Here is a 21,917-nt window from a genome sequence, read left to right as displayed (position 1 = left end):
GCCCGGTCGCACACGCTTGGACGATCCGTCAGGCAGCCGGTACCTCGTCGAGCACCTCGGCCAGGACCCGCGCCGCCCGTTCCGCGTCGGCGAACCCCACGTACAGCGGGGTGAAACCGAACCGCAGCACATCGGGCCGCCGCAGGTCGCCCACGACGCCCCGCTCGATGAGCCGGCGCATCACGGGCTCGGCCTCGGCGCAGCGCAGGGCGACCTGGCTGCCGCGTTCGGCGTGCGCGGCCGGGGTGAGCGAGAGCACCCGCCCGGCCGGCGCGTACGCCTCCACGCACTCCAGGAAGAAGTCCGTCAGCGCCAGCGACTTGGCCCGGACGGCGTCCACGGGGACCCCGTCCCACACGTCCAGCGCCGCTTCCAGCGTGAGCATGGAGACGATGTCGGGCGTACCGACCCGGCCCCGTACGGAACCGTCCGCCGGGGCGTAGTCGGGGGTCATGCCGAACGGGTCGGCGTGCGAGTTCCACCCCGGCAGCGGGGAGTCGAAGGCGGCCTGGTGGCGCTCGGCAACGTACAGGTAGGCGGGCGAACCGGGGCCGCCGTTCAGGTACTTGTAGGTACAGCCGATCGCCAGGTCCACCCCGTGCTCGTCCAGCCCGACCGGCAGGGCGCCCGCGCTGTGGCAGAGGTCCCAGACGGCGATCGCTCCTGCCGCGTGGGCGGCGGCGGTCAGGCCGGGCAGGTCGTGCAGCCGGCCCGTACGGAAGTCCACCTGGTTGAGCAGGACGGCGGCCGTACGGTCGCCGAGCGCGCCCGGTACGTCGGCGGGCGCGACCGGCACGATCCGGTGGCCGGTCAGCCGGGCGGCGGAGGCGGCGATGTACCCGTCCGTGGGAAACGTCGTGGCGTCAACCAGGATCTCGTCGCGTCCCTCGCCCGCGAGGCGGGTGGCCGCGACGACGGCCTTGAAGACGTTCACGCTGGTCGAGTCACCGACGACGATCTGCCCGGCGGCGGCCCCGACGAGCGGGGCGATCCGGTCGCCGATCCGCTCGGGCGCGGTCCACCAGCCGCTCTCCCCCCAGGACCGGATGCGCAGCTCGCCCCACTGGCGGGTGAGGACGTCCTGCACCCGGGCGGGGACGTGCACGGGCAGGGCGCCGAGCGAGTTGCCGTCGAGGTAGACGCCGTCGTCGAGGGCGAAGAGCTTACGCTGCGGGGCGAGCGGGTCGACGGCGTCGAGGGCGGCGGCGCGCTCGCGCAACTCCGTGTACGTGGTCTCAGACATGGCTGCGCGCCGTCCACAGCTCGGGGAACACGTTCTTCGTGGCGCGCTTCTCCAGCCAGGCCACCCCGGCGGAGCCGCCCGTTCCGGTCTTGGAGCCCATCGCGCGCCGGGTGGCGACGAGGTGGTCGTTGCGCCATCGCCAGACGAGCTCGCCGACGTCGGTGAGGAGCTCGCCGAGGCGGACCAGCTCGTCGTTCTGGTCGGTGGCGGAGTAGATCTCGGCCCACACGGCCTCGACCTCGGGCGACGGCTCGTACCGCTTGGTCAGGTCCCGGCCGGTGACGGAGTCGGGGATGGCGTACCCGCGGCGGGCCAGCAGGGCGAGCGTCTCGTCGTACAGGCTCGGCTCCCCGAGCGCCTTCTCCAGCTCGGCGTACACACGGGGCGCGCCCCGGTGCGGCACCAGCATGGAGGCGGACTTGTCGCCGAGCAGGAACTCCATCCGCCGGTACATGGCGGACTGGAACCCGGAACCCTCGCCGAGCGAGCCCCGGTAGGAGTTGAACTGGGCGGGGGTGAGTCCGGCGAGCGGCCGCCAGGACTCGTTGAGCGCCTCCAGCTCGCGCAGCGAGCGCTTCAGGGCGTCGCGCGCTACGGGTATGCGGTCCTCGCGCAGGGCGCGGGTCGCGGTCTCCCACTCATGGACGATGACCGTGAACCACAGCTCCATGACCTGGGTGGTGACCAGGAAGACCATCTCGCCGGGGTCGTCGGAGCGGAGGTGCTGCAGGTGGGTCAGGACATCCGCCTGGACATAGTCCTCGTACGGAGTCGTTCCCGCGAAGTCGAGGTGCGGGGTGTCCGCACCGGTGGCTTCGGGGCCGGGGTGATTCGTCGACATCGCTGTCTCCTCGACACGAGCTTCCGGGTAGCGGTCCGCCCCTTCCGTGAGGTGATGGAGCTCCGGTCCCCTGCTCGCATACTAAGCCGGACCCGCGCCGTGTGGGCGGCGGGCCCGGCTGAGGGGTACGCGGCCGGGGTCAGCTCAGGATGTCGGCGGCGGTCGGCGAGGAGTCGCGCAGGAACGTCGAGCAGCGCTCGTGCTCCTCGGTCTCCCCGATGGACCCGGCGGCCCGCGCCAGGGCGTGCAGGGCGCGCAGGAAGCCGCGGTTCGGCTCGTGCTCGAACGGTACGGGGCCGTGGCCCTTCCAGCCGGCCCGGCGCAGGGAGTCGAGGCCGCGGTGGTAGCCGGTGCGGGCGTACGCGTACGACTCGATGACCCGGCCGCCCTCGTACGCCTCGTCGGCGAGCTGCGCCCAGGCGAGCGAGGAGGTGGGGTACTTCGCGGCGACCTCGGCGGGCGGGGTACCGGCGGCGAGCAGCTCGCGCGGCTCGGGGTCGTCGGGCAGATGGGTCGGGGCGGGGCCCCCGAGAAGGTTCTCGTGGATGGACATGGATCAAGTGTGCCTGCACCGGGGCGCGAGTGGGGCCGCACCGCCCACCTCCCGGCTCGCGCTCCGGCGCCCGTGGCCCCGGGGGCGCCCTCACCGCTCACGCTCGGGCTCCAGCGGCGGCGCCGCGATCCCGCAGTGGACGGTGCACTCGGGCCGCTCCTCGGCCCGTTCCCGCGCGGCGGTGTGCGGCGGGGTGCGGACGGTCCAGCAGGCGATGGCCGCGCCCAGCACCAGCAGCCCGGCGCACATCGGCATCGCCCGCCGGAAGGTCGCCGCGAACTCGCCCGCGTCCCGGTACGCCTCAGGACCCGTCCCGGCGAGCAGCGGCAGCGCGGCCACCGCGAGCAGGCCGGCGGCCCGGGCGGCCGCGTTGTTGATCCCGCTGGCCAGCCCGGCCCGCCCGGTGTCCACGGCGGCCAGGACCGTCGCGGTGAGCGGGGCCACGACCACGACGAGCCCGGCGCCGAGCACCGCGACGGCGGGCAGCACCTCACTCACGTACGCGCCGAAGGAGGCGTCGTCCGGCCCCACCCGCAGCATCAGGAGCATCCCGGCGGCGGCCAACAGCGGCCCCACCGTGAGCGGGATACGCGGCCCGATCCGCCGCCCCAGCTCCCCCGACCAGGCGGAGAACAGCAGCATCAGGACGGTGGTGGGCAGCAGCGCGGTACCCGCCCCCAGCGCCGAGTACCCGGCGACCACCTGGAGCTGGATCGCGGAGAGGAAGAAGAAGCCGCCGAGGGCCGCGTAGACGCAGAACGTCACCAGGTTGACCGAGGTGAACAGCCGGGAGCGGAAGATCGACGGCGGCAGCATCGGATCCGCCCGCCGCTGCTCCACCAGCACGAACGCCACCCCGAGGAGCACCCCGCCGAGCGCCGCCCCGATCACGAGCGGCGAGGCGCCCCGCCCCGGCGCCTCGATCAGCGCGTACGTCACCCCCGCCAGCGCGAGCGCCCCGAGCGCGGCCCCCAGCACGTCGAACCGGCCGTGCGCCGCCGGATCGCGCGACTCCGGTACGTGGCGGAGGGCGACGGGCACGCAGATCGCGGCGAGCGGCAGGTTGAGCAGGAACACCCACCGCCACCCGGGCCCGTCGACGAGCCACCCGCCCACGAACGGCCCCACGGCCGCCCCGACCCCGCCGAACCCGGACCAGAGCCCCACGGCCCGCGCCCGGTCGTCGGGATGGAAACTGGCCTGGATCATCGCCAGGGACCCCGGCGTGAGCAGCGCCCCACCGACCCCTTGGAGGGCCCGGGCGGCGATGAGCACCCCCGCGTTCGGCGCGATCCCGCAGAGCAGCGAGGCCACCGCGAACCACACGATCCCCACGACGAACACCCGCCGCCGCCCGTACCGGTCCCCGAGCGCCCCGCCGAGCAGGATCAGTCCGGCGAGGGTGAGCATGTACGCGTTGACGGTCCACTGGAGCGCGGCCAGACCGGTGTCGAGGTCCGCGCCGATGCGGGGCAGGGCGACGTTGATGACGGTGGAGTCGAGCATGGCCATGCCGGACCCGAGCACGGTGGTCAGCACGACCCAGCGCCCGACGGGCGAGGCGACCCGGATCTCGCCGGGAGCGGGGGCATCAGCCATGGGATCAGCTTCCCCCGGAGCGGCCCTTCCCGCCCGCGACGGGTCCCGCAGAACAAAGCCTCTCCGGCGGACGGGGAGCGGGGCCACGGCGGCAGCGCCCCCGGACCCACTCAGCTACCGCACCGCCCGGATCAGCGCCTCCACCCCCCGCACCACCTTCGCCCGCGGGCACCCCACGTTCAGCCGCACGAACCCCGGCGCCCCGTAAACCGCGCCCCCCATGATCGCCACCCTCTCCCGCTCGACCAGCACCCGCTGCAACTCCGCGTCATCCACCCCCGCCGGCCGCAGGTCGATCCACGCCAGATACCCGGCCTGCGGCGGCCCCCATCCCAGCTCGGGAAGGGCGGCGGACAACCGCTCCGCGACGTACGCCAGGTTCCCCGCCACATACGCCCGCACCGCGTCCAGCCACGGCCCGCCCTCCCGGTACGCCGCGATGTGCGCGGTCAGCGACAGCACGGCCGGGGACGCCAGCCCCTCCGCCGTCTCCATGCGCCGCAGATACTCCGCCCGGTCGGCCGGATCCCCGATGAGCCCGTACGAACCGGTCAGCGCCGGAAAGTTGAAGGCCTTCGACCCGGAGGTGATGACCGCCCAGCGACCACCCCCGTCCCCCGCCGCCCGAGTCCACGGCACATGGACGTACCCCTCGTGCACGAAGTCCGCATGGATCTCGTCGCTGACGACAGCCACGCCGTACCGCTCCGACAGCTCCGCCATCCGGGTCAGCTCGGCACCCGTCCAGACCCGCCCGGTCGGATTGTGCGGCGAGCAGAGCACCAGGACCTTGGCGTCCGCCCGGGACAGCTCCCGCTCCAGCGCCTCCTCGTCACCCACCGGCACCCCGCGCAGCTCCCGCCCGAGCCCGGTGATCGCCTTGCGGAAGCCGTCGTACGTGGGGGTGTGGACGACGACCCCGTCCCCCTCCCCCGTCCACATCCGGAGGAGCTGGGACAGCTGGTTGAGGACGGACGGGCCGTACACGAGCTGCCCGGTGTCGATCTCGGTGCCGTACCGGGAGGCGTACCAGTGCGCGATGGCCGAGCGGAAGTCGTCATGCTGCCAGGTGGTGTAGCCGAAGACGCCGTGCTCCAGCCGGGCCCGCAGCGCGGCGAGCACCTCGGGGGCGGTGGCGAAGTCCATGTCGGAGATGGTGAAGGGCAGCAGCCCGTCGACCCCGAACCGGTCCGCGACCCCGTCCCACTGGACGCACCAGGTGCCCCGGCGGTCGACAGCAGTGTCGAAGTCGTACAGCGTGGCCACGAGCGGCCCTCCTTGCTTTCGTCTCCCGGCACAGCAACGGGCCCGGCCCCCTGGAAGGAGGACCGGGCCCGAGACCGTACATGCGTGACTACGGGCGCCTGCTTCAGCCCCGACGCGTGGTTACTTCAGCTTCGTACCGGTGGAGCGCAGGTTCGCGCACGCCTCGGTGACGCGCACGGCCATGCCCGCCTCGGCGGCCTTGCCCCAGGTGCGGGGGTCGTAGGTCTTCTTGTTGCCGACCTCGCCGTCGACCTTCAGGACACCGTCGTAGTTGCGGAACATGTGGTCCGCGACCGGGCGGGTGAAGGCGTACTGGGTGTCGGTGTCGAGGTTCATCTTCACGACGCCGTTCTCCAGCGCGGTGGCGATCTCCTCGGCGGTGGAGCCCGAGCCGCCGTGGAAGACGAAGTCGAACGGCTGGCTGCCGGCCGGCTTGCCGTACTTCGCGGAGACGCCCGACTGGAGGTCCTTCAGCAGCTCCGGGCGGAGCACGACGTTGCCCGGCTTGTAGACACCGTGGACGTTGCCGAAGGAGGCGGCCAGCAGGTAGCGGCCCTTCTCGCCCAGGCCGAGCGCCTCGGCGGTACGCAGCGCGTCGTCGACGGTCGTGTACAGCTCGTCGTTGATCTCGTGCGTGACGCCGTCCTCCTCACCGCCGGTCGGGGTGATCTCGACCTCGAGGATGATCTTGGCGGCGGCGGCCTGGGCCAGCAGCTCCTGGCCGATGGCCAGGTTGTCGGCGAGGGTCTCGGCCGAGCCGTCCCACATGTGGGACTGGAACAGCGGGTTCAGACCCTTGGCGACGCGCTCGGCGGAGACGGCGAGCAGCGGACGTACGTAACCGTCCAGCTTGTCCTTGGGGCAGTGGTCGGTGTGCAGCGCGACGGTGACGTCGTACTTGGCGGCGACGATGTGCGCGAACTCGGCCAGGGCGACCGCGCCCGTGACCATGTCCTTGTTGTACTGGCCGCCCAGGAACTCCGCACCGCCCGTGGAGATCTGGACGATGCCGTCGCTCTCGGCCTCCGCGAAGCCGCGCAGGGCCGCGTGCAGGGTCTGCGTCGAGGTGACATTGATGGCCGGGTAGGCGAACTTGCCCGCCTTTGCCCGGTCGAGCATCTCGGCGTAAGCCTCGGGGGTTGCGATGGGCATCTGACCGCTCCTTGGGATGTGCGGGTGTGCAGGCTATGAGTCCCTGACCTGGGGGCGACGTCATCGTCGCCCCCATCTTCCCAGACTCCTCATCCGGCTCCACCCGGCGGACCCTGTTTCACGTGAAACGGTCCACCCCGTCCGATATGGCTCAGGCCGCTATGGCTCAGGCGAGGCCGAGGTCGGCCACCGAGTAGACCTGGACGTACGGCAGACCGGCCTCGGCGATGGCCGGAGCGGCACCGCGCTCGACGATCACGGCGACGGCGACGACCTCGCCACCCGCCTCCCGTACAGCCTCGACGGCGGTCAGCGGCGAGCCGCCGGTGGTCGAGGTGTCCTCGACGACCAGGCAGCGGCGGCCCTTCACGTCGGTGCCCTCGATCCGGCGCTGCATCCCGTGCGCCTTCTGCGCCTTGCGGACGACGAACGCGTCCAGGCTCTCACCGCGCGCGGCGGAGGCGTGCAGCATCGAGGTGGCGACCGGGTCGGCGCCCAGGGTCAGCCCGCCGACGCAGTCGTAGTCCAGCTCGGCGGTGGCGTCCAGCATGGCCCGGCCGACCAGCGGCGCGGCCTTGCCGTCCAGCGTGATCCGGCGGAGGTCGATGTACCAGTCGGCTTCCAGCCCCGAGGAGAGGGTCACCTTGCCGTGCACCACGGCCTTGTCCTTGATCTGCTGGAGCAGGTCAGCGCGTACGTCAGTCATGACCACGAGGGTAAGCGGTGGAGCCCACCACCTCGGAGCCGAGCCTCGGAGCCGGGCCCCGGAGCCGGGCCCCGGAGCCGCGCTTCGGAGTCGGGCCTCGGAGCCGCGCTTCGGAGTGGGCCTCAGAGCCGCGTCCAGCTCCACGTCGTCGTGATCTCCAGCGGGTCGATCGGGGTGACCAGCCGGGGCACGGTGTTCAGCCCGTTCGGCGGGCCGGACTGCGGCTCCACACAGACCGCCGCGTCCTGCTCGTCGTAGATCACGACCCACTCGCTGCGGCTCTTCACCGTCAGCTCCAGCTGCTCCGGCCAGGTGAGCTTCACGTCGACGCCGTCGGGCATCCCGAAGCAGTCGTCCCACGGGCCGGGTACGGGGCCGATGCGGCGCCCGGTCGGCAGGTGGTCCCCGCCCCGCTCCTCCTGCCAGGCGGCGTCGAAGGAGAGCTCGGCGTCCCGGCCCCCGAGCGTGCGGTGGAACCAGGGGTGCCAGCCCGCCTGGGCCGGGAAGGAGTTGCCGTACGTCTCGACGGCGAGACCGAGCGTCAGCGCGTCCTCGGTCAGCTCGAAGGTCTGGGTCACCCGGCCCTCGTACGGCCAGGGCTCGGCGAGGTCGTAGTAGAAGGCCGCCTGCCCCCTGTCCACGTGGGCGGTCGCCCAGGCGGTGTCCCGGCCGGTGCCGTGGATGGCGTGCGGCGGGGAGTTCAGGGGCAGTTGGTGGGCGGCGTCGCCGTTGCGGAACTGCCCGTACCCCGTACGGCCGCACCAGGGCACCATCGGGAAGCAGCCGTACCGCTCGCCCTGGCGCAGCAGCTCGGTGGACCCGATCCGGAGGCTGCTGATCCGGCAGCCACGGGCGGGGTCGACGGTCAACTCGGCGTCGCCGGCACTCAGCCTGACGCTCTCTTCGCTACGGGTGCTCTCTTCGCTGCTGCTCACCCGACGACCCTACTGGCGGTACCTCACCTACGGCGCCGCAACGCCCGGCTCAGCACCACGGCGGAGGCCAGCGCGAGGGCCGCCGCCGGGGCGACCCAGCGCATGGTGGTGCTCGCCCCGCCCCCTTCCGGCGAGGGCACGGGGGCGTACCGGCCGCGCGGGGGCGCGTGGTCGACCTCCTCCGCGCTGCGGCCGATCATGGTGCGGCGGGCGTGCGCGGCCTCGGCGGGCGGCTCGTCGGGGACGGTGAACTCCACTCCGGCGACGGGGTCGAGGGCGGGCGGGGGGACGGGCGAGTCGAATACGGAGCCGGGTTCGGCGGGTTCGGTGGGCTCATCGGCGGCACCGGCACCGGCTTCCGCGCCGAGGGAAGCCTCTCCGCTCTCCGCAGCGTCATCGGCCGCCGCCTCGACGTCCCCCTCCAGCCCCTCGGCCGACACGTCCTCCGCACCGCCCTCCTCCGTGCCGCCCTCCTCGTGCGCGGCCAGCGTCTCGGTCACCAGCTGCTTGGTGAAGCGGTCCAGGAGGCGCTGTGCCGCCGCGAGCGCGGCGCCCTCCTCCAGCTCGCCCAGCCGGCCGTCGCCGCTCGCCGTACCGCTGTAGGCGAGGGTCGTCCCGCCGTCCTTCTCCGTGAGGCCGATGGTCAGCGCCAGCTTCACCGCACCGGCCCCCCGGGCCTCCACGCCCTCCCCGGTGACCGAGAACCGGTCGTCCCCGGGGGCGGAGAGCTTCAGCTCGCCCCGGTAGGTGATGGTGTGGCCGCCGGCCCGGAACTTCAGCCGGCCCGCCAGAGGTGACGCCGACGCGTCGGCGTCCTGCTGGATCCCCGGGACGCAGCGGGCGACCCGGACGGGGTCACCCAGCGTGCGCCGCAGGGCCGGGGCCGGGACCGGAACGAACACCTGATGCTCCATACCGACCGAGCCTAATCGCCCCCGGCCCCCACGTCAGGGCTTCCACACGCCCGACCCGCCCGCCTGCCCCGCACGCCCCCCACCGTCACGCGCCCCTCACGTCTCCTCCCAGTAGCGCGGGTGGATCAGCGTGGACGGCACCTGCCCCGGAAGCCGCAGTCCGTCGGCCGCCCGGGCCCCCTCCCGTAGCTCCCCCTCCCCCAGCGAGCGCAGTACGGGCGCTCCGGCGCCCAGCCCCGGCTCCCCCACCGGCCCGGCCGCCGCCAGGAGGAAGCCCCAGCCCTCCGGGGGCCGCCCCCCGGCGCCGAGCCGGCCGGGGCTCGCGGTGAAGCCGGAGGGACGGCCCGGGATGCGGTACGGGCGGGTCGCGAGGCCTCCGGCCCGTACCGAGGCCTCCACCGTCCAGAAGGTCTGCGGACGGACCACCGGCGGGCCCGCGTGCACCACGAGCCGCCCCCGCGGGGCCAGGGCCTCGGCGATCAGCCCGTAGAACTCGGCGGAGTACAGCTTCGTACTGGCGGTGATCCCCGGGTCCGGCAGGTCGGAGATCACCACGTCGTAGCGGTGGTGGTCGGCCCGCAGCCAGGTGAAGGCGTCCGCGCCGACCGCGGTGAGGCGCGGGTCGCGGTAGGCGTGGCCGTTGAGCTGGGAGAGGGCGGGGTCGGTGCGGGCCAGCCGGGTGACGGCGGGGTCGATCTCGATGACGGTGACCGAGCGGACGTCCCGGTAGCGGAGCACCTCGCGGGCGGCGAGCCCGTCGCCGCCGCCCAGGATGAGGACCCGGGCGCGGGGTCCGGCCATCGCGGGGTGGACCAGCGCCTCGTGGTAGCGGTGCTCGTCGCGGGCGCTGACCCGGAGCCGGCCGTCCAGGTAGAGGCCGAGGGAATCGCGGCCGGTCCCGGTCAGGACGACCTCCTGCACCCCGGTCCGCACCGCGACCCGCACCTGATCCCCGTAGAGCGCCTGCCGGGCCGCCCGCTCGAAGTCGTCGACCAGGACCGTGGCGGTGGCCAGGACGGCGATCACCGAGACGTTGACCACGACGAGGAGGCGACGGGAGCCGGGGGTGAGGTCGCGCCGGAACACCCACAGGACCAGCGCACCGCCCGCCGCCGCGTTGACCGCGCCGGTGAGGAGCGCTCCGGTGAGCTGCCCCAGCATCGGCAGCAGGAGGAAGGGAAAGGCCAGCCCGCCGACGAGCGCACCCACGTAGTCGGCGGCGAAGAGGTCGGCCACGGCCCCGCCCGCGTCCTGCCGGTCGACGCGCTGGATCAGCGTCATCAGCAGCGGGATCTCCGCCCCGATCAGCACCCCGATCGCCAGCGAGAACCCGACCAGGGCGTACTGCGACTCCCCGAGCCAGGCGAACGACGCGTACAGCACGAGCGCCGAGGAGCCGCCGATGAGCGCCAGGGCCGCCTCGATCAGTCCGAAACCGACGGCGGCGTGGCAGCGTAAACGTTTCGCGAGGAGGGAGCCGATGCCCATCGCGAAGACCATCAAGGAGAGCACGACGGAGGCCTGGGTGACCGAGTCGCCGATCAAGTAGGAGGCGAGCGCGACCAGTTCCAGCTCGTAGACGAGGCCGCAGGCCGCGCAGACGAAGACGGCGGCCAGCACGAGGAACCGGCCGGTCCTCGGCCGTACGGGAAGCCGCGCCGCGCCCCCTCGCAGCGACACCTGCTGGTCGATCATGCTGCGAACGCTACGTCACCGTCCGGTGGCCGCCTGTCACCCACAAGGGTGCAAGTGGAGCGGCCGGGAGGCACCCGGCCCCCCGGCCGCACCCGTCGTGGCGCGGGCACGGGGGTCAGAGGGCGGGCGCCGGGATGCGCACCCCCACCCGGGTCCGGGTGACCACCAACTGCCCCTCCTGCGGGTACGCGTGCCACGTGCGCCACCGCACCTGGCCCTCGATGCGCTGGGCGAGCATCGCCGTGAAGGCGTGCGGGCTGCCGGGGAAGGTGCCCGCCAGGCCGTGCGGGTGGTCGCTCACGAGCGCGAGCAGCTCCTGCGCCCGCCCCGCGAACTGCCCCTGGGTCAGGGTCTCGACGCGGGCCGCGAATTCGTACTCCCAGTCCCCGAGCCGCTTCGCGACACCGAGGGGCAGGGGGGTGCTGCTGCCGGGCATACAGGCCACGGTCTCGGAGCAGACTCCCCGGTCCTCCTGGAGGAGGACCTGGTGGGAGGCGCCGAGCAGCCTCAACTGGAGTTCGGCGCCACCGAGCTGGAGGTCGAGGACGGCGAGGGCGGGGAGCGGCTCCCGGCCCAGCATCCAGGCCAGGTCGGCGGCGCGGGTATCGGAGTAGGCCGTCTGGAGGGTGGTGAGCATGGGTGGGCTCCGCAAACACACATGGACGCATGGACAGCGGGACGCCCCCTTGATGACTGCGCGTGGGAGGTGGGAAGCGCCCGATCTGGTCCAACTGGGGTCCGAGGGCTGAATGTTCTCTTCGACGAGGGAATCACGAAGTACGCCGCACTCGCAGCGTTTTTACCCAACTTGACGTGGTTTCCATCCCCTCGGGGGGAGCCCGGTTCAACTGTTCAACCATCTTCGCCTGCGTGGCTCAACGACAGCGCGCCCGAAGGGAGTTCACCCTCGGGCGCCGTGAGCTGGAGTCAGTGTCGGTGGCGGTGACGCCTGTGGCGACGGCCATGCGGCCCGCTCAGCTGCCCCCGCCGCAGCCGCCGCCACCGCCACCGCCACCGCACGACGATCCACCGCCGCACGAGTGCCCGGAGGAGGAGCCGCAGGACGAGCCACCGCCGCTGTCACCGCCCGCCCACCAGCCTCCGCCGCCCGCGGAGACCCGGCGCCGGGCACGCGTCCCGTGCGGTCCGGTCCTGACCCTGGTCGCCCGCGCAAGGGCCACCATCAGGCCGACGAGAACCCCCGCACCGATCAGCACCATGATGAAGACAGTCATGCCTCTCACCCGCCCTCCTCTCCCCCGAAGCGCGTCTTGCGCCGTCGCTTCCCGGTCTTCCCTTGTTCCTTCGTGACAGGGGGATCCCCCGGGGCGCGCGCCCCAAAGCAGACTTGAGCAACTCCAGAGCTTGGGCACAGGATGGCGCCCATGACACAGGGACGAGCGACACAGGGACGACCGCTGCTCAACCGCCGCCTCGCCGCGTTCGGCACGACGATCTTCGCCGAGATGTCCGCGCTGGCCGCGCGGACCGGTTCCATCAACCTCGGCCAGGGCTTCCCCGACACCGACGGCCCCGAGGAGATCCGGGAGGCAGCGGTCCGGGCGCTGCGCGCCGGGCACGGCAACCAGTACCCGCCGGGCCCCGGCGTCCCGGAACTCCGTAACGCCGTCGCCGCCCACCAGCAGCGTTTCTACGGCCTGACCTGGTCCCCGGACACCGAGGTCCTGGTGACCACCGGGGCCACCGAGGCGATCGCGGCCTCCCTGCTCGCCCTGCTCGAACCGGACGACGAGGTCATCGCGTTCGAGCCGTACTACGACTCGTACGCCGCCTGCATCGCGATGGCGGGCGCCAAGCGCGTGCCGCTCACCCTGCGCGCCCCGGACTTCCGCCCGGACCTCGGCGAACTGCGCGCCCTGATCACCCCGCGCACCCGCCTGCTGCTCCTGAACACCCCGCACAACCCGACCGGCACGGTGCTCACCCCCGACGAGCTGGCCGGGATCGCGGCCCTCGCGGTGGAGCACGATCTGCTGGTGATCACCGACGAGGTGTACGAGCACCTGGTCTTCACGGGGGCGCACCACCCGATCGCCGCGCTGCCCGGGATGCGCGAGCGGACGGTGTCGATCTCCTCGTCGGGCAAGACGTTCTCGTACACCGGGTGGAAGATCGGCTGGGTCACCGGGGACGCGCCGCTGGTGGCGGCCGTGCGCGCGGCGAAACAGTATCTGACCTTCGTCAGCGGGGGCCCGTTCCAGTACGCGATCGCGGAGGCGCTCCAGCTGCCCGACGCGTTCTTCACGGAGTTCCGCGCGTCCATGCGCCGCAAGCGCGATCTGCTCGCGGAGGGGCTGCGGAGCGCGGGCTTCCGGGTGTACGAGCCGGAGGGGACGTATTTCGTCACCACCGACATCTCCCCGTTCGGCGAGGAGGACGCGTACGCCTTCTGCCGGGCGCTGCCGGAGCGCTGCGGGGTGGCCGCCGTGCCGGTCTCGGTCTTCTACGACGATCCGGAGGCAGGCCGGAGCCAGGTCCGGTTCACCTTCTGCAAGCGCGAGGACGTGCTGGAGGAGGCGGTGGAGCGGCTGCGGCGGCTCGGCTGAACGCCCAGACGGCCCGGGCGGCGGTCGTGTGACCGCCGCCCGGGCCGTTGCCGTGGATGGATCGAGGGGCTAGGCGCCCTCGGTGTCCGTCTTCTCCTCGGCCGACGTGAGGCCCAGGCGCTCGATGAGCCACTTGTCGAACTCGATCGAGGCGCGCACCCAGCTCACCGTCGAGGAGACGAAGTGCTCCAGGCTGACCCCGGTGCCGATGAGCATCTGCGCCTCACCGATCAGCCGGACGGAGCCCGCCTCGCCCTCCTCGCCCTCGTGGGCGTGGGTGTAGACCTTCGGCCACAGAGTGCGGCGGTTCCAGTCGTCGATGGCGTCCAGGAGGACGGGACGCAGATCGAGCGCGTGGGGGCGGTCGTAGAACGTACGGACCGAGAAGACCTGCTGCTCGTCCTCGCCCCGGAACATGAAGTACGTCCGGAACTCCTCCCACGGCGCGGCGAGGTCGCCCTCGTCGTCGACGACGTACTTGAGCTCCATCTGGTCGAGGAGCTGCTTGACGAGGTCCTGGTCAGGGACGACGGGGCCCTCCGGTCCTGCCGCCTGCGGTTCGGGCTGGCCCCCGAAATTAGGAATCGAGGACGGATCGATGCTCACCGTTATTTCCCTTCGTGCGGTTGCGGCCATCCTCTCCCATGGCGGGCGGGGCATGGCAAGCCCGCACGGCCCCTATCCGCCACAAGCTGACAGAGAGCCGGTGGGGACGGGGCCGGACGGGGGGACGCACACAGCGTGTGACGAACCGTGGCCGGGTGTTACGGGCCGGGGGCCTTCCGGGCCCGGTGGTTACGCGGCGCGGCCGACGGTCAGTCCGCCCTCGGACCGGCCCACCCGGACGGTGTCACCGTCCGCGATCTCGCCGGAGAGGATTTCCTTGGCGAGCCGGTCGCCGATCGCCGTCTGGATGAGGCGGCGCAGGGGGCGCGCCCCGTACGCCGGGTCGTTGCCCTCCTCGGCGAGCCAGGCCAGCGCCTCCGGGGTGACCTCCAGGGTGAGCCGCCGGTCGGCGAGCCGGGCCGCGAGGCGGTCGACCTGGAGTTTCGCGATGTGCGCGAGCTCGTCGCCGGAGAGCGCCGAGAAGACCACCAGGTCGTCCAGCCGGTTGATGAACTCCGGCTTGAAGGAGGCCCGCACCACCTCCAGCACCTGTTCCTTCTTGACCTCGGGCTTGACCAGGGGGTCCATCAGGAACTGGCTGCCGAGGTTGGAGGTGAGGACGAGGATGGTGTTGCGGAAGTCCACCGTGCGGCCCTGGCCGTCGGTGAGCCGGCCGTCGTCGAGGACCTGGAGCAGGATGTCGAAGACCTCGGGGTGGGCCTTTTCGACCTCGTCCAGGAGGACGACGCTGTACGGGCGGCGGCGGACGGCCTCGGTGAGCTGGCCGCCCTCCTCGTAGCCGACGTAACCGGGCGGGGCACCGACGAGGCGGGCGACACTGTGCTTCTCGCCGTACTCGCTCATGTCGATGCGGATCATGGCCCGCTCGTCGTCGAAGAGGAAGTCCGCCAGCGCCTTGGCCAGCTCGGTCTTGCCGACGCCGGTGGGGCCGAGGAAGAGGAACGAGCCGGTGGGCCGGTCGGGGTCGGCGATCCCGGCGCGCGTACGGCGTACGGCGTCGGAGACGGCCTGCACCGCCTCGGACTGGCCGATCAGCCGCTTGCCGAGCTCCGCCTCCATCCGCAGCAGCTTCTGGGTCTCGCCCTCGAGCAGCCGCCCGGCCGGGATTCCGGTCCAGGCGCCGACGACGTCCGCGATGTCGTCCGGGCCGACCTCCTCCTTCACCATGGTGTCCTTGGAGGCCTCCTGCTCCGCCTCGGCCGCCTCCTCCAACTCCCGCTCCAGCCCGGGGATCTCCCCGTACAGGAGCTTGGAGGCGGCGTCGAAGTCACCGTCGCGCTGGGCGCGTTCGGCCTGGCCGCGCAGTTCGTCGAGGCGCTCCTTGAGCTCACCGACCCGGTTGAGGCCCTGCTTCTCCTTCTCCCAGCGGGCGTTGAGGCCGCGCAGCTCCTCCTCCTTGTCGGCGAGGTCGCGGCGCAGCTTCTCCAGGCGCTGCTTGGAGGCGGCGTCCGACTCGTTCTTCAGCGCCAGCTCCTCCATGCGCAACCGGTCGACGGAACGCTGGAGTTCGTCGATCTCCAGGGGCGAGGAGTCGATCTCCATACGGAGCCGGGAGGCGGCCTCGTCGACCAGGTCGATGGCCTTGTCGGGGAGGAAGCGGGAGGTGATGTAGCGGTCGGAGAGGGTGGCCGCGGCGACGAGTGCCGAGTCCGCGATCTGCACCTTGTGGTGGGCCTCGTAACGGCCCTTGAGACCGCGCAGGATCGCGATGGTGTCCTCGACGGACGGCTCCGCGACCAGCACCTGCTGGAAGCGGCGCTCCAGGGCGGGGTCCTTCTCGATGCGCTCGCGGTACTCGTCGAGCGTGGTCGCGCCGACCATGCGCAGCTCACCGCGGGCCAGCATCGGCTTGAGCATGTTGCCCGCGTCCATGGCGGAGTCGCCGCCCGCCCCGGCGCCGACGACGGTGTGCAGTTCGTCGATGAAGGTGATGATCTGGCCGTCGCTCTCCTTGATCTCGGAGAGGACGGTCTTCAGGCGCTCCTCGAACTCGCCGCGGTACTTCGCGCCCGCGACCATCGCGCCGAGGTCGAGCGAGACGAGGCGCTTGTTCTTCAGACTCTCGGGGACGTCGCCCTTGACGATCCGCTGGGCCAGCCCCTCGACGACGGCGGTCTTGCCGACGCCGGGCTCACCGATGAGCACCGGGTTGTTCTTCGTCCGGCGCGACAGCACCTGCACGACGCGGCGGATCTCCTGGTCGCGGCCGATGACCGGGTCCAGCTTGCCTTCGCGCGCGGCGGCCGTGAAGTCGGTGCCGAACTTCTCCAGGGCCTTGTACTGGCCCTCCGGGTCGGGTGTGGTCACGCGACGCCCTCCCCTGCTCGTCTCGAACGCGGCCAGCAGCTTCTTGGCAGTGGCCCCCTGTCCGTCGAGGATCTCACCGGCCCGTCCGCCCTTCGCGGCGATCCCGATGAGCAGGTGCTCGGTGGAGAGGTACTCGTCGCCCAGCTCCTTCGCCCGCTGGGCCGCGTCCTGGATGACTGCCAGCAGCTCACGGTTGGGCTGCGGCGGGGCCACGGTGGAGCCGGTGACGCTGGGCAGGGCCCCGAGCAGCTTCTCGGTCCGGGCGCGCACCACGGCCTGGTCGGCCTCGACGGCGGCCAGCAGGTCGGTGATGTTCTCGTTGTCCTCACCCGCCAGGAGCGCGAGCAGCAGGTGCCCGGGGGTGAGGTCGGGGTGCCCGTCCTTCACGGCCCTGTCGGTGGCCGCGTTGATGGCGTCCCGGCTCTTGTTGGTCAGCTCGGCGTCCACGTGTGCTTACTCCTCCTCGCAGCTGGGGTACCTGATGTTTCCAACCTGCACAAAGTTGAGTCTATTCCACTCAAGCCAAGGATACGGCACCCGCCGGCCCCTTCCGTTCCGAGTCAACCGGCCCCCGGAACCGCCCGCCACCGCACCGTCACCCCCTGCGGCCTACGCTTCACCCCATGGCAGACGTACGGAACCCCACCCCCGGCTACCTCGCCTTCTGGCGCGAGCGGCACGTGTGCACCCTGACGACGCTCCGCCCCGACGGCACACCGCACGTGGTGCCGGTGGGCGTGACGTACGACCCGGAGGCCGGGGTGGCACGCGTGATCACCGGCAAGGGCACCCGCAAGGTCGCCAACATCCTGGCGGCCGGCCCGGAGGGGGCACGGGTCGCCGTCTGCCAGATGCACAAGGCCCGCTGGGCGACGCTGGAGGGCCGCGCGACCATCCGCAGCGAGCCGGAGGCCGTCGCGGACGCGGTGAGCCGTTACGCGGAGCGCTACGAGCGCACGCCGAGGCCCAACCCGGAGCGGATCGTCATCGAGATCGCCCTCGACCGGGCGCTCGGAAACGCCTGAGGCCCCCCGGACCGACACAGCACAACGGCGCCACCGTGTTCAGGTCACGGTGACGCCGCTGTGTGGGGGAAGCGCCGGAGCGATAGGTGACGACGGGGGAATCGCTCAGGCACTGCGGGGGGTGGCGGAAAGGGGTTCTGGCGCGATCAGCTCATGATCCCGCTGATCGAGGTTCACAAAGATCATTCCGTACCTGACGGCGCAGCGGACGGGCTGTGGCGCGCCACGGGGACGCCGGAGACAGCGATAGGCGCGGACGTCTTCGTCCTCTTCCATCACCACGACGATCGGCTCTCCGAACAGGGTGACCATCAACGAGTCGCCACGGCGGGGGAGTGCCGTGAGCAGATCGATGAAATGCCACCCTGAGCGATAGGCGGTTGCCATCTCGCGCCGGAAGGTGCGGTCGTCCGGCGGCGTGGTCATGCCCGGTCCTTTTCGGTCGGGGCGAAGTCCCACCCCATGTCAGGTCCGTGCTCGGCGGCCGTGGACGCTTCCGCGAGCTTGGCGGGCGCCGCATCCCAGGCCGTCGGGGCGGAGTCCCACCCCATGTCAGGTCCGCGCTCGGCGGCCGTGGACGCTTCCGCGAGCTTGGCGGGCGCCGCGTCCCAGGCCAGGTCGGCGGGCGGCCGGCCCTGGGACTGCACGGCGACCGTGCTGTCCGTACCTGCCACCGCGGGGCTCAGAGCACCGAGAGCCACGGACACAAGCCCGGCGGAGAAGGCCACGGCAAGCACCGAGCGAAGCGATTTCTTACTCATAGTGGGCTTCGTCCTCACTTCCAAGGTTTCCTCTCCCCCGCACCACAAGACGATGGCGCATCAAGGCACGTCAAACCACCGAAACGATGCATCATGTTCCTGCTGATGCATGTTCCTGGGGGGTGGAGAATTGACCACAGATAGAGCGAAAGCGACACATCCCCACTCTGTCACCACTTTGTGCGACGAGGGGGCCCGGCTCTACACGAGCGCGCTCAGCGTGGGGAAGATAGCCCGCACCGAGGCGGAAGCCGCCCCGTGCCTGCTGGAGTTCGCCCTGCTGCACCCCGATCCGGACGACCCCGCCTGGCTCCGGCCGGTACCCGCTTTCGCGGCGCTCACGCAGCGGCTCCACCCCATCGAGAAGGAGATCCAGGAGCGCAGGCGGCTCTCCGTGGAGCTGGCCGAGGCGTTCGAGCCCTTCATGACCATCAGCGCCCAGGCCCCGCCGACCACGCACTCGATCACGGTCGTCGAAGGCATCGACCGCATCAACGCCTCCATAGAGCTCGCCCTCTCCGAGTGCCAGTCGGAGGTGCTCACCATCCAGCCCGGGGGCGGGCGCAGCGAGGTCGCGCTCAACATCGCCATGGAACGCGGGAACACGCTCATGCAGCGCGGAGTCGCCATGCGCACCCTGTACCAGCACACGGTCCGGCACAGCCAGGGCACGCTCAATTACGTGGCCCGCATGGCCGAAAGCAAAATGGAGATCCGGACCCTCGAGGAACTCGTCGAGCGCCTCATGATCTTCGACCATACGGTCGCCTTCATCCCCGCCACGGAGGACCGGACCGTCGCCCTCGAACTGCGGCATCCGGTCATAGTGAAATACCTCGTCAAGGTCTTCGAGCAGTTCTGGCACCGCGGGACCCCGCTGCAGGAGCAGATCCCTTACGACCCCGGACCGGAAGGCATCTCCGGAGTCCGTCATTCCATCGCCAAACTTCTGGTCGAGGGCCACGTGGACGAGGCCATCGCCCGCCGTCTCGGCATGAACGTGCGCACCTGCCGCTCCCACATCGCCAAGCTCAGTGTCGCGCTCGGCAGCAACAGCCGGGCCCAACTCGGTTATCTCATCGCGCGGTCAGGAATCCTGGAATCGGACTCCTGACCGCGCGAACGATCCCCCCGCAAGGACACCCGGAGCGGCTGCGCAAGGGGGGAGCACAGCCGGCACCCACAGGTCGTGCCGAGGGAATTCCCGGCTCCCCCGGCGCCCCCACACTCCCCTCAGAACTACGCTGGCACCACCGTCAACTTGTTGCACTGCACAAAGCAGGGGGATCCCAAACGGGATGCAATGAAGTCAGATCGGGGCGTCCTCCACACGCGCATACCGACCTGTGCGATCACGCGCATACCGAGCTGTGCGATCCAGCGCTCCGCCTGTACGAGAAAGCCCTTCGCGCAGGGCGGATACCGCGCTCCGATCGCACCGGAGCCCCCTGTCTGACCGAACTGGCCCTGCTGCATCCCGACCCGTGGGACGAAGCGTGGATGGGACCCGTACCGCCGTCGGCCGCCCTGGACCATCTGCTGCGACCGGTCTCCCGGGAGATCGACGAACGCCTGCGCCTCGCGACGGGGCCCTGGCCAACGCCCACACCGCCATCCCGCGGGGAGCCAGCCTCCGGGCCCAGGCCGTCCCGCTGGCGGAGAACCACCAGGCGGCCGCGTCCAACGCGCCGGTCACGGCAGTCCAGCACAGCATCGCCCGCCTCCTCACCGAAGGCCACGTCGACGACGTGGTGCCCGGGAGACGGGCATCAGCGTCCGCACCTGCCGCTCCCGCATCGCCAAGCTCATGCAGACCCTCGGAGCCACCAGCCGCACCCATCTCGGCGCCCTGCTCGTCGAGTCGGGCATCGCCAGGGCGAATCCGCGCGAGCCTCTGCCGCAGACCTCGAGGCCGTACACGACGGCGGGGCCGGAAGAGCATCCGCTCCTCCGGCCCCGCCGCACACAGGCGTGTGCCCTACTCCGTGGGCGACCTCTTCGGCTTCGGCCGCCAGACCACCAGCGCGCTGGTCTGCTGCACGTCCTGGTACGGCACGAGGTCGCGGCGGTACGAGGCGTGCACCTGGGCCTCGCGCTGCTGCAGGGCGACCGCAGCGCCGTCCACCGCCGCCGAGAGCTCGGCGACGCGCTGCTGGAGCGCGGCCACCTGGTTCTCCAGCTCGATGATGCGCTTGATGCCCGCCAGGTTGATGCCCTCGTCCTGCGACAGCTGCTGCACGGTGCGCAGCAGCTCGATGTCGCGGGCCGAGTAGCGGCGGCCGCGGCCGGCCGTACGGTCGGGGGAGACCAGGCCGAGACGGTCGTACTGGCGCAGTGTCTGCGGGTGCAGGCCCGAGAGCTGGGCCGCGATCGAGATCACGTACACCGGTGATTCATCGGTCAGCTGGTACGGATTGCGTCGACGGCCGTCCATCTCAAGCTCCCTTCGCGGCCTGGAACAGTTCCGCCCGCGGGTCCTCGTCCGCGGTCGCCTTGCGGTAGGCCTCCAGCGCGTCCCTGGCCTCCTGGCCGAGGCCCTTGGGGACCGCCACCTCCACGGTGACCAGCAGGTCGCCGCGGGTGCCGTCCTTGCGGACCGCGCCCTTGCCCCGGGCGCGCATCGTACGCCCGTTCGGGGTTCCGGGGGGCAGTTTCAGGGTGACCGGCGGACCGCCGAGGGTGGGCACCTTCACCTCGCCGCCCAGCGTCGCCTCCGGGAAGGTGACGGGCACGGTGACCGTGAGGTTGTCGCCCTTGCGGCCGAAGACCGGGTGGGCGCCGACGTGGACGACGACGTACAGGTCGCCGGCCGGGCCGCCGCGCTCGCCCGGGCCGCCCTTGCCGCGCAGCCGGATCCGCTGGCCGTCGGAGACGCCCGCCGGAATCCTGACCTGCATGGTGCGGGCCGACTTCGCGCGGCCGCTGCCGTGGCAGACCTCGCAGGGGTCCTGGGCGATGAGGCCCCGGCCCTTGCAGTCCACGCAGGGGTCGGTGAGCGAGAAGCCGCCGCCCGTGCCGCGCGAGACCTGGCCGGTGCCGACGCAGGTCGGGCAGACCCTGGGAGTGCCGTTCTTGTCGCCGGTGCCGGAACACGCCTTGCAGGGCGCCTGGCTGGACATCCGCAGCGGGACCGTGGCCCCGTCGACCGCCTCGGTGAAGCTGAGCGTCACCTCGGACTCGATGTCCTGGCCGCGCCGCGGCTGGACCCGGGTGCCCGTGCCGCCGCGGTTGAACAGCCCGCCGAAGACGTCGCCGAGACCGCCCCCGCCGCCGAATCCGCCGCCCGCACCGCCCTGTCCGCCACCCGGTGCGCCTCCGCCGAAGAGGTCGCCCAGGTCGAAGTTGAAGTTGCCTCCCGCACCACCGGGGCCGGGGCGGAAGCCACCGTTGCCGAAGAGGGCGCGCGCCTCGTCGTACTCCTTGCGCCGCTTGGTGTCACCGAGGACGTCGTTCGCCTCGGAGATCTCCTTGAAGCGCTCCTCCGCCTTGGCGTCGCCCTTGTTGGCGTCGGGGTGGAACTCGCGGGCGAGCTTGCGGTACGCCTTCTTGATCTCGGCGTCGGTGGCGTCCTTGGGGACGCCGAGGACCTTGTAGTAGTCCTTCTCGACGAAGTCCTTCGTGCTCATCGACGTGCGGGCCCAGTTGGCGGGAGCCTGGTCGACCGTCGTGGTTCTGGCACTGCTGCCGGTGGCGGGTCTGGGGCTGGGCGCCGCGCTGGGAGCCGAT

General features: G+C 71.9%; 21 protein-coding genes and 1 pseudogene. 4 read left to right on the top strand and 18 right to left on the bottom strand.

The features are described 5' to 3' along the window. Positions 1–28: 28 nt before the first annotated feature. The 12 genes from kynU to ABZ154_RS19145 form a co-directional block, all read right to left on the bottom strand. Positions 29–1,243, bottom strand: coding sequence for a kynureninase (kynU, locus tag ABZ154_RS19200; protein WP_356834089.1), 1,215 nt, complete (start codon positions 1,241–1,243; stop codon positions 29–31). Beyond that, complete coding sequence (locus ABZ154_RS19195; RefSeq protein ID WP_356834087.1) at positions 1,236–2,084, bottom strand: tryptophan 2,3-dioxygenase family protein; 849 nt, start codon at positions 2,082–2,084, stop codon at positions 1,236–1,238. Before ABZ154_RS19195 ends, kynU begins: the two co-directional genes overlap by 8 nt. Before the next feature lie 139 nt (positions 2,085–2,223). Then, positions 2,224–2,637, bottom strand: coding sequence for a DUF3151 domain-containing protein (locus ABZ154_RS19190; RefSeq protein WP_030588667.1), 414 nt, complete (start codon positions 2,635–2,637; stop codon positions 2,224–2,226). Positions 2,638–2,727: 90 nt separating this feature from the next. Beyond that, positions 2,728–4,236, bottom strand: a complete 1,509-nt coding sequence (locus ABZ154_RS19185; RefSeq protein ID WP_356834085.1) for an MFS transporter — start codon at positions 4,234–4,236, stop codon at positions 2,728–2,730. A gap of 114 nt (positions 4,237–4,350) precedes the next feature. Then, complete coding sequence (locus ABZ154_RS19180; protein ID WP_356834083.1) at positions 4,351–5,502, bottom strand: MalY/PatB family protein; 1,152 nt, start codon at positions 5,500–5,502, stop codon at positions 4,351–4,353. A gap of 120 nt (positions 5,503–5,622) precedes the next feature. Continuing rightward, on the bottom strand, positions 5,623–6,654 hold the full coding sequence (gene fbaA / locus ABZ154_RS19175; RefSeq protein ID WP_319175612.1) for a class II fructose-bisphosphate aldolase: 1,032 nt from the start codon (positions 6,652–6,654) through the stop codon (positions 5,623–5,625). Between the two features lie 166 nt (positions 6,655–6,820). Beyond that, entirely contained in the window at positions 6,821–7,360 is a 540-nt protein-coding gene (gene pyrE, locus ABZ154_RS19170; protein WP_073874771.1) for an orotate phosphoribosyltransferase, read from the bottom strand. Positions 7,361–7,482: 122 nt separating this feature from the next. Then, positions 7,483–8,229, bottom strand: a complete 747-nt coding sequence (locus tag ABZ154_RS19165; protein WP_356834218.1) for an aldose 1-epimerase — start codon at positions 8,227–8,229, stop codon at positions 7,483–7,485. Between the two features lie 89 nt (positions 8,230–8,318). Next, the gene (locus ABZ154_RS19160) at positions 8,319–9,209 is read right to left on the bottom strand and encodes an SRPBCC domain-containing protein (RefSeq protein WP_356834081.1); all 891 of its coding nucleotides are present in this window, start codon (positions 9,207–9,209) and stop codon (positions 8,319–8,321) included. Positions 9,210–9,305: 96 nt separating this feature from the next. After that, positions 9,306–10,904: a polyamine aminopropyltransferase gene (locus ABZ154_RS19155; RefSeq protein ID WP_356834079.1), complete on the bottom strand. Its 1,599-nt coding sequence runs from the start codon at positions 10,902–10,904 to the stop codon at positions 9,306–9,308. 115 nt (positions 10,905–11,019) lie between these two features. Beyond that, positions 11,020–11,541, bottom strand: a complete 522-nt coding sequence (locus ABZ154_RS19150; protein ID WP_356834077.1) for a DUF2617 family protein — start codon at positions 11,539–11,541, stop codon at positions 11,020–11,022. A gap of 337 nt (positions 11,542–11,878) precedes the next feature. After that, on the bottom strand, positions 11,879–12,139 hold the full coding sequence (locus ABZ154_RS19145; protein ID WP_356834075.1) for a hypothetical protein: 261 nt from the start codon (positions 12,137–12,139) through the stop codon (positions 11,879–11,881). A gap of 150 nt (positions 12,140–12,289) precedes the next feature. Here ABZ154_RS19145 and ABZ154_RS19140 point away from each other — a divergent pair, with 150 nt between their 5' ends. Then, positions 12,290–13,471 carry a pyridoxal phosphate-dependent aminotransferase gene (locus ABZ154_RS19140; RefSeq protein WP_356834073.1) on the top strand — a complete coding sequence of 394 codons (1,182 nt, stop codon included), beginning with the start codon at positions 12,290–12,292 and terminating at the stop codon, positions 13,469–13,471. A gap of 69 nt (positions 13,472–13,540) precedes the next feature. Here the strand turns inward: ABZ154_RS19140 and ABZ154_RS19135 are convergent, their stop codons facing one another. Together ABZ154_RS19135 and clpB are read right to left on the bottom strand one after the other, a co-directional pair. Beyond that, the gene (locus ABZ154_RS19135; RefSeq protein WP_356834071.1) at positions 13,541–14,077 is read right to left on the bottom strand and encodes a YbjN domain-containing protein; all 537 of its coding nucleotides are present in this window, start codon (positions 14,075–14,077) and stop codon (positions 13,541–13,543) included. Positions 14,078–14,266: 189 nt separating this feature from the next. Then, complete coding sequence (gene clpB, locus ABZ154_RS19130) at positions 14,267–16,852, bottom strand: ATP-dependent chaperone ClpB (RefSeq protein ID WP_356834069.1); 2,586 nt, start codon at positions 16,850–16,852, stop codon at positions 14,267–14,269. Positions 16,853–17,028: 176 nt separating this feature from the next. On the opposite strand from clpB, the gene ABZ154_RS19125 reads away from it, so the two are divergent. Next, positions 17,029–17,430: a TIGR03618 family F420-dependent PPOX class oxidoreductase gene (locus ABZ154_RS19125; protein WP_128847048.1), complete on the top strand. Its 402-nt coding sequence runs from the start codon at positions 17,029–17,031 to the stop codon at positions 17,428–17,430. Between the two features lie 105 nt (positions 17,431–17,535). Here ABZ154_RS19125 and ABZ154_RS19120 read toward each other — a convergent pair whose 3' ends face one another. After that, positions 17,536–17,856 (bottom strand): (2Fe-2S)-binding protein, encoded by a 321-nt coding sequence (locus tag ABZ154_RS19120; protein ID WP_125615796.1) that lies wholly within the window; start codon positions 17,854–17,856, stop codon positions 17,536–17,538. After that, on the bottom strand, positions 17,853–18,191 hold the full coding sequence (locus ABZ154_RS19115; protein WP_356834066.1) for a hypothetical protein: 339 nt from the start codon (positions 18,189–18,191) through the stop codon (positions 17,853–17,855). Before ABZ154_RS19115 ends, ABZ154_RS19120 begins: the two co-directional genes overlap by 4 nt. Positions 18,192–18,300: 109 nt before the next feature. On the opposite strand from ABZ154_RS19115, the gene ABZ154_RS19110 reads away from it, so the two are divergent. Both ABZ154_RS19110 and ABZ154_RS19105 read left to right on the top strand, forming a co-directional pair. Then, positions 18,301–19,305: a helix-turn-helix transcriptional regulator gene (locus ABZ154_RS19110; protein WP_356834064.1), complete on the top strand. Its 1,005-nt coding sequence runs from the start codon at positions 18,301–18,303 to the stop codon at positions 19,303–19,305. 230 nt (positions 19,306–19,535) lie between these two features. Continuing rightward, positions 19,536–20,064: pseudogene (locus tag ABZ154_RS19105) on the top strand (helix-turn-helix transcriptional regulator); the annotation flags it as partial. 105 nt (positions 20,065–20,169) lie between these two features. Here ABZ154_RS19105 and ABZ154_RS19100 read toward each other — a convergent pair. Both ABZ154_RS19100 and dnaJ read right to left on the bottom strand, forming a co-directional pair. Continuing rightward, positions 20,170–20,625 carry a helix-turn-helix domain-containing protein gene (locus ABZ154_RS19100; RefSeq protein WP_356834062.1) on the bottom strand — a complete coding sequence of 152 codons (456 nt, stop codon included), beginning with the start codon at positions 20,623–20,625 and terminating at the stop codon, positions 20,170–20,172. Position 20,626: 1 nt separating this feature from the next. Continuing rightward, complete coding sequence (dnaJ, locus tag ABZ154_RS19095) at positions 20,627–21,817, bottom strand: molecular chaperone DnaJ (RefSeq protein ID WP_356834060.1); 1,191 nt, start codon at positions 21,815–21,817, stop codon at positions 20,627–20,629. Between the last annotated feature and the right edge of the window lie 100 nt (positions 21,818–21,917).

The sequence above is a fragment of the Streptomyces sp. NPDC006261 genome (genome assembly GCF_040613515.1).
Classification (GTDB): domain Bacteria; phylum Actinomycetota; class Actinomycetes; order Streptomycetales; family Streptomycetaceae; genus Streptomyces.
This window is presented reverse-complemented; position numbering and strand designations above follow the sequence as displayed.